At 66.0% G+C, this 629-nt stretch carries 1 pseudogene; it reads left to right on the top strand.

The window, feature by feature from the left end:
- Positions 1-49: 49 nt before the first annotated feature.
- Positions 50-629: pseudogene (locus AC1MIR_RS27750) on the top strand (transposase); the annotation flags it as partial.

Below are 629 nucleotides of genomic sequence, written 5' to 3'. Positions count from 1 at the left end.
CCTTGGATGTCCCCGGCCTGAGCTAGAGTCCGTCGAAGGGAGACGGATGATGAAGCGATCGAGGTTCACGCAGGAGCAGATCATTGGGGTGCTGAAGGAGCACCAGGCGGGCGCGACGGCGCCGGATCTGTGCCGCAAGCACGGGATCAGCGAGGCGACGTTCTACGCCTGGCGGTCGAAGTACGGTGGCATGGAGGTGTCGGACGCCCGCAAGCTGAAGAGCCTCGAGGATGAGAACGCGCGGCTGAAGAAGCTGCTGGCGGAATCGATGCTCGATGTCTCGACGCTGCGGGAGATGTTGGCAAAAAACTTCTGACGCCCGGTTCGCGGAGAAACGCCGTGACCTGGGCGATCGAGGAGAAGGACTACTCGCAGCGGCGCGCCTGCCAGCTCGTCGGCTTGGCGCCGAAGACGTACCGCTACGTCTCGCGGCGTCCTGATGATGGCGAGGTCCGCATTCGGCTGCGAGCCCTGGCGAACGAACGCCGGCGCTTTGGCTACCGGCGCCTGCACATCCTGCTGGCGCGTGAAGGGCACCGGCTGAACCACAAAAAGCTGTTCCGTCTGTACCGGGCGGAACGCCTCGGGGTACGGCGCCGTGGCGGGCGCAAGCGCGCGCTCGGCACGCG

The organism is Falsiroseomonas sp. RANM36 (genome assembly GCF_056682175.1).
Note: the sequence above shows the minus strand (reverse complement) of the source record. Positions and strands in the feature narration are given on the sequence as shown.